Here is a 6478-nt window from a genome sequence, read left to right on the forward strand (position 1 = left end):
TTGATTTTTCACACGAAGGTAAGGAATTAAGTGACTACTACAGAAACAGTCAATGCGGATGTGTTACTTGAAATGGAATCAGTCAATGTCATGCCATTCAGTGAACACGATAAAATCATTCTGAGATCTTATGAAGCCGTTGTTGATGGCATCGCAAGTCTTATTGGTCCGTTTTGTGAAATCGTTTTGCACTCGCTAGAGGATCTCAATACCTCTGCGATCAAGATTGCCAACGGCGAGAATACCGGACGTCAGGTGGGTTCTCCAATCACCGATTTAGCGCTGAAGATGCTGAAAGATATTGAAGGCTCTAAGCGTAACTTCTCTCGTTCGTACTTTACACGCGCAAAAGGCGGCGTATTGATGAAGTCGATTACGGTAGCGATCCGTAATGGTGATGACCGCGTTATCGGCCTGCTTTGTATCAACGTAAACCTTGATGCCCCATTCTCACAAGTGCTGCAATCTTTCATGCCAACGCAAGATGCGGATGAAGCGGCGTCTTCAGTGAACTTCGCGAGTGATGTTGAAGAACTGGTAGACCAAACCGTAGAGCGCACCATCGAAGAGATCAATGCTGATAAGTCGGTATCGAACAACACTAAGAACCGTCAGATCGTGATGGAACTTTACGACAAAGGTATCTTTGATATTAAAGATGCGATTAACCGCGTTGCAGAGCGCCTAAATATCTCAAAACATACGGTTTACTTGTATATCCGTCAGCGTAAAACAGAGGATGATGAGAGTTGAGTTCAAACCTAACGTATACCCTGTTAGTTAATGGGCCAATCTATGGCTCCCAATCCGCGAAAAATGCCTACCAGTTTGCGCTTGCTTTGATTGAGAGAGGACACCAACTGAAGAGTGTCTTCTTTTATCAAGATGGGGTGAGTAATGGTTCCGCGCTGACCGTGCCAGCTAACGATGAATTTGATCTTGCTGGGGCGTGGCAAAAGCTTGCATCACAACATGAAGTTCGCTTGGAAACCTGCGTTGCAGCGGCGCTGCGTCGAGGCGTTGTCAGTGAAGATGAAGCGGATCAACATCAGCTTGAAAATCACAACTTGGCGGGTGGTTTTGAGCAAGCAGGGCTAGGCAGTCTTGCTGAGGCGATGTTGACTCAAGATAGGGTAGTGCAGTTTTGAAAAAGTTAGGGTACGTATTTAACAGCTTTCCTCATAGTACAGCATCGGGCAGAGAAGGCTTAGATGCACTTCTAGCGGCTTCCGCTTACACCGAGGAGATTTCGGTGTTCTTCGTCGGCAATGGCGTAACACAACTGCTAGAGCAACAGCAGCCAGGCGAGTCTTTGTCTCGCGATTATATAGCGGCATTTAAGCTGATGGAGCTTTACGATATCGAGCAGGTTTACGTGTGTGAGCGAAGCTTACAGCGCTTTGGACTAGCGAGTGAACAGCTGGTTATTGATACTCAAGTACTGGCACCAAGTGCTATGGCGCAGCAGTTTGCTCAATGCGACCAGATACTCACATTTTAAAGGTTTAACATGCTGCACATCATTAAGACAATCGAAAAGCTTAATCTCGCGCTTGCCTATCGCCAGCCGAGTGAACACTTACTGTTAACGGAAGATGCGGTTTACGCAGCATTGCCAAGCCATGAGCTTGCGCAGCAGCTAATGAATATCGAAGAAGTGTCAGTGCTCGAGCCAGATCTCAACAGCCGTGGTTTGCAAAACCTCGTGTCGAAATCATTAACAAAAGTGGATTACTTGGGCTTCGTTACACTCACTGAACAGCACCAGCAATCCATCACTTGGTAACCCTTTACCACTTTTATCGACCAAATAGAGCATCCTTAGCTCTAGATGGCTAAAAAAGATCTGTATATTTCTTGACACACATCCCACTGCTGAATAGAATTTTGCGTCCCTAATTGCCACGTGTAGTTAGGGATAGATTTTTCACAAAGCTTACTTTCAAGTAAATTTCAGGAGCTAGTTAATGGCAACTATTAACCAGTTGGTACGTAAGCCTCGTGCAAAGCAAGTTGTTAAAAGCAACGTGCCTGCACTAGAAGCGTGTCCACAAAAACGTGGTGTATGTACTCGTGTTTACACTACTACACCTAAAAAACCTAACTCGGCACTACGTAAAGTATGTCGTGTACGTCTAACTAACGGTTTCGAAGTAACTTCGTACATCGGTGGTGAAGGTCACAACCTTCAAGAGCACAGTGTTGTTCTAATCCGTGGCGGTCGTGTAAAAGACCTTCCGGGTGTACGTTACCACACAGTTCGCGGCGCACTAGACTGTGCTGGCGTTAACGACCGTAAGCAAGGTCGTTCTAAGTACGGTGTTAAGCGTCCAAAATCTTAATGGTATCCGTTAAGTAAGGCCAAACACTAAATTAATTTTAATTTTTGAAGAAACTGAAAAGTTTTGGATAACCTGAAGAAGACAACGGAGAAAATCCATGCCACGTCGTCGCGTCATCGGTCAGCGTAAGATCCTTCCAGATCCAAAGTTCAAATCTGAACTGCTGGCAAAATTCGTTAACATCCTAATGGTTGACGGTAAGAAATCTACTGCAGAAAAAATCGTTTACACTGCACTAGATGCAATGGCTGAGAAATCTGGTAAAGATCACTTAGCTGTATTTGAAGAAGCTCTTGAAAATGTTCGCCCAGCGGTAGAGGTTAAATCTCGCCGTGTAGGTGGTTCAACTTACCAAGTACCTGTAGAAGTACGTCCGGTTCGCCGTAACGCACTTGCTATGCGTTGGGTAGTTGAAGCTGCGCGTAAGCGTGGTGAAAAATCTATGGCTCAACGCCTAGCAGCTGAAATGCTAGACGCGTCTGAGAACAAAGGTACTGCGGTTAAGAAACGTGAAGACGTTCACCGCATGGCTGACGCAAACAAAGCGTTCGCTCATTACCGTTGGTAATACCTTTTCAGTGCTGCAAGGTTCCTTGCAGCACTTCTTTAGTTCCTATGCGTATGCTAGGAACTATTGCTATTTCTAGAGGGATGCTTTTTAGCAACTACTCTGGGTATAGCAATAGTCCCTAAGTCTCTAAGTAAAGAGGATTCAACCGTGGCTCGTAAAACTCCTATTGAGCGCTACCGTAATATCGGTATTGTTGCTCACGTAGATGCAGGTAAAACAACCACAAGTGAACGTATTCTGTTCTATACCGGTCTTTCTCACAAAATCGGCGAAGTTCACGATGGTGCAGCAACCATGGACTGGATGGAGCAAGAGCAAGAACGTGGTATCACAATCACTTCAGCAGCAACCACTACGTTTTGGCGTGGTATGGAAGCGCAATTCCCAGATCACCGTATCAACATCATCGACACCCCTGGACACGTTGACTTCACGATTGAAGTAGAACGTTCTCTGCGTGTACTTGATGGTGCAGTTGTTGTGTTCTGTGGTTCATCTGGTGTTGAACCTCAATCAGAGACAGTATGGCGTCAAGCTGACAAGTACCAAGTTCCACGTATGGTTTTCGTTAACAAAATGGACCGTACAGGCGCAGACTTCTTGCGTGTAATTGATCAGATCAAGGATCGCCTAGGCGCGACACCTGTTCCAATTCAATTGAACATTGGTGCTGAAGAAAACTTCCAAGGTGTTGTCGACCTTATCAAGATGAAGGCAATCAACTGGAACGAAGCTGACCAAGGCATGACGTTCACATACGAAGACATTCCTGCAGACATGCAAGAAATGGCTGAAGAATACCGTACAGAACTTGTTGAAGCTGCAGCTGAAGCCTCTGAAGAATTGATGGACAAATACCTTGAAGAAGGTGAGCTATCAGAAGAAGAGATTAAACAAGGTCTTCGTACTCGTACCCTTAACAATGAAATCGTACTAGCAACTTGTGGTAGTGCATTCAAAAACAAAGGTGTACAAGCTGTTCTTGATGCAGTGGTTGACTTCCTTCCTTCTCCAGTTGATGTACCTGCAATCAAAGGTATCGATGAAGACGAGAATGAAGCAGAACGTCACGCAGATGACAACGAACCGTTCTCTGCACTTGCATTTAAGATCGCAACCGACCCATTCGTTGGTACTCTAACTTTCATCCGTGTTTACTCTGGTGTAGTTGAAAGCGGTAAAACGGCTTATAACTCAGTGAAGCAGCAGCGTGAGCGTTTGGGGCGTATCGTTCAGATGCACTCAAACAAGCGTGAAGAAGTAAAAGAAGTACGAGCAGGTGACATCGCCGCTATTATCGGTCTAAAAGATGTGACCACTGGTGAAACGCTATGTGACCAGAACCATAAGATTGTTCTTGAGCGTATGGAGTTCCCAGATCCAGTTATCCAGATCGTTGTAGAGCCAAGCTCACAAGCTGATCAAGATAAAATGACAATTGCTCTAGCTAAGCTAGCAGCAGAAGACCCATCGTTCCGCGTCGATATGGACGACGAAACTGGCCAGACACTGATTTCTGGTATGGGTGAACTACACTTAGATATCATCGTTGACCGTATGAAGCGTGAATTTAGCGTGAACTGCAACGTTGGTAACCCGCAAGTGGCTTATCGTGAAACAATTCGTGGTACAGCGAAAGCGGAAGGTAAATTTATCCGTGAACACGGTGGTAAAGGTCAATACGGTCATGTTTGGCTGAAACTGGAACCATCAGAAGTTGGCGAAGGCTTTGTCTTCGTGGATGAAATTGCCGATGGTACGGTACCTAAAGAGTTTATCGCTTCAGTAGCTAAAGGCGTTGAAGAGCAGATGAACAATGGTGTACTTGCTGGCTATCCAGTTCTGGATATCAAAGCTACACTATACGATGGTTCTTACCATGAAACAGATTCAAGTGAGATGGCGTTTACAATCGCTGCCTCTATGGCTTTCAGAACAGGTGCACTTGAAGCGCAACCAGTTCTGCTTGAGCCTATGATGAAAGTTGAAGTAACTACTCCAGAAGACTGGATGGGTGACGTTGTTGGCGATATTAACCGTCGTCGCGGCATCATCGAAGGTATGGACGAGGGTACAGCTGGCCTGAAGATAATTCGTGCACAAGTTCCGTTGTCTGTCATGTTCGGTTACTCAACTGATTTACGTTCTGCGACACAAGGTCGTGCTTCTTACTCTATGGAGTTTAGTGAGTACGCTGAAGTGCCTAACAATGTTGCAAAAGCAATCATTGCAGAGCGTGGTTAAACAATAGGGCTGCATTTTTTTCATTTTTTTGAAAGATCTAATGCGTCCAAATATTGCGCTAACGAGAGTTGGCGCATAAAATAGCAATTTCTGGCGCGTCTCGACCAATAATGGTCGTGGCGAATCATAACTAGGAAGGAACACGATCGTGTCTAAAGAAAAATTTGAACGTACGAAACCGCACGTAAACGTTGGTACTATCGGCCACGTTGACCACGGTAAAACAACTCTAACTGCTGCTATCTGTACTACACTTTCTAAAGTGTACGGTGGTGAAGCGAAAGACTTCGCATCTATCGATAACGCTCCAGAAGAGCGTGAGCGCGGTATCACAATCGCAACTTCTCACGTTGAGTACGACACTCCAACTCGTCACTACGCACACGTAGACTGTCCAGGACACGCGGATTATGTTAAAAACATGATCACTGGTGCTGCACAAATGGACGGTGGTATCCTAGTTGTTGCTGCGACTGATGGCCCAATGCCTCAAACTCGTGAGCACATCCTACTTGGTCGTCAAGTTGGTATCCCTTACATCATCGTATTCATGAACAAATGTGACATGGTTGATGACGAAGAGCTACTTGAGCTAGTAGAAATGGAAGTTCGTGAACTTCTTTCTGAGTACGAATTCCCAGGTGATGACCTACCAGTAATCCAAGGTTCTGCTCTTGGCGCACTAAACGGCGAGAAGGAATGGGAAGACAAGATCGTTGAGCTAGCTGAAGCTCTAGATACTTACATCCCAGAGCCAGAGCGTGCAGTAGACCAACCGTTCCTACTACCAATCGAAGACGTATTCTCGATCCAAGGTCGTGGTACAGTTGTAACTGGTCGTATCGAGCGCGGTATCCTAACTGTAGGTGATGAAGTAGAAATCGTTGGTATCAAAGAAACAACAGTAACTACATGTACTGGTGTTGAAATGTTCCGTAAGCTTCTAGACGAAGGTCGTGCTGGTGAGAACGTTGGTGCACTTCTACGTGGTACTAAGCGTGACGAAGTTGAGCGTGGTCAAGTACTAGCTGCTCCTAAGTCAATCAACCCACACACTAAGTTTGAGTCTGAAGTATACGTACTTTCTAAAGACGAAGGCGGCCGTCACACTCCTTTCTTCAAAGGTTACCGTCCACAGTTCTACTTCCGTACAACTGACGTAACAGGCGACATCACTCTACCAGAAGGCGTAGAAATGGTAATGCCAGGTGACAACGTTCAAATGACTGTTGAGCTAATCGCTCCAATCGCAATGGACGAAGGTCTACGTTTCGCTATCCGTGAAGGTGGCCGTACTGTAGGTGCTGGTGTTGTAGCTAAA

At 45.6% G+C, this 6478-nt stretch carries 8 protein-coding genes; all 8 read left to right on the forward strand.

Annotated features, from left to right (window positions below; genetic code table 11):
• The first annotated feature begins 30 nt into the window (after window positions 1-30).
• Window positions 31-753, forward strand: a complete 723-nt coding sequence (locus AC6R05_RS05055) for a helix-turn-helix transcriptional regulator (RefSeq protein ID WP_032550043.1) — start codon at window positions 31-33, stop codon at window positions 751-753.
• A complete protein-coding gene (tusD, locus tag AC6R05_RS05060) occupies window positions 750-1148 on the forward strand; it encodes a sulfurtransferase complex subunit TusD (RefSeq protein ID WP_500646735.1) in 399 nt (132 codons plus the stop codon). The genes AC6R05_RS05055 and tusD overlap by 4 nt, the downstream gene beginning before the upstream one ends.
• Window positions 1145-1501, forward strand: a complete 357-nt coding sequence (tusC, locus tag AC6R05_RS05065; RefSeq protein ID WP_500646736.1) for a sulfurtransferase complex subunit TusC — start codon at window positions 1145-1147, stop codon at window positions 1499-1501. Before tusD ends, tusC begins: the two co-directional genes overlap by 4 nt.
• Before the next feature lie 9 nt (window positions 1502-1510).
• A complete protein-coding gene (gene tusB / locus AC6R05_RS05070; RefSeq protein WP_500646737.1) occupies window positions 1511-1786 on the forward strand; it encodes a sulfurtransferase complex subunit TusB in 276 nt (91 codons plus the stop codon).
• 181 nt (window positions 1787-1967) lie between these two features.
• Window positions 1968-2342 carry a 30S ribosomal protein S12 gene (gene rpsL / locus AC6R05_RS05075; RefSeq protein WP_004399892.1) on the forward strand — a complete coding sequence of 125 codons (375 nt, stop codon included), beginning with the start codon at window positions 1968-1970 and terminating at the stop codon, window positions 2340-2342.
• 97 nt (window positions 2343-2439) lie between these two features.
• Window positions 2440-2910, forward strand: a complete 471-nt coding sequence (gene rpsG / locus AC6R05_RS05080; RefSeq protein ID WP_004737195.1) for a 30S ribosomal protein S7 — start codon at window positions 2440-2442, stop codon at window positions 2908-2910.
• 150 nt (window positions 2911-3060) lie between these two features.
• Window positions 3061-5157, forward strand: a complete 2097-nt coding sequence (fusA, locus tag AC6R05_RS05085; RefSeq protein ID WP_032550048.1) for an elongation factor G — start codon at window positions 3061-3063, stop codon at window positions 5155-5157.
• 148 nt (window positions 5158-5305) lie between these two features.
• The coding region (gene tuf, locus AC6R05_RS05090) for an elongation factor Tu (protein ID WP_500646738.1) at window positions 5306-6478 on the forward strand (1173 nt) is incomplete at its 3' end.

It is taken from the genome of Vibrio sp. R11-SG3-ISO9 (genome assembly GCF_059834255.1).

Coding starts and splice junctions, on each gene's coding strand:
- tusB (WP_500646737.1), top strand. CDS start 1,511: ATGCTGCACATCATTAAGACAATCGAAAAGCTTAATCTCGCGCTTGCC.
- rpsL (WP_004399892.1), top strand. CDS start 1,968: ATGGCAACTATTAACCAGTTGGTACGTAAGCCTCGTGCAAAGCAAGTT.
- rpsG (WP_004737195.1), top strand. CDS start 2,440: ATGCCACGTCGTCGCGTCATCGGTCAGCGTAAGATCCTTCCAGATCCA.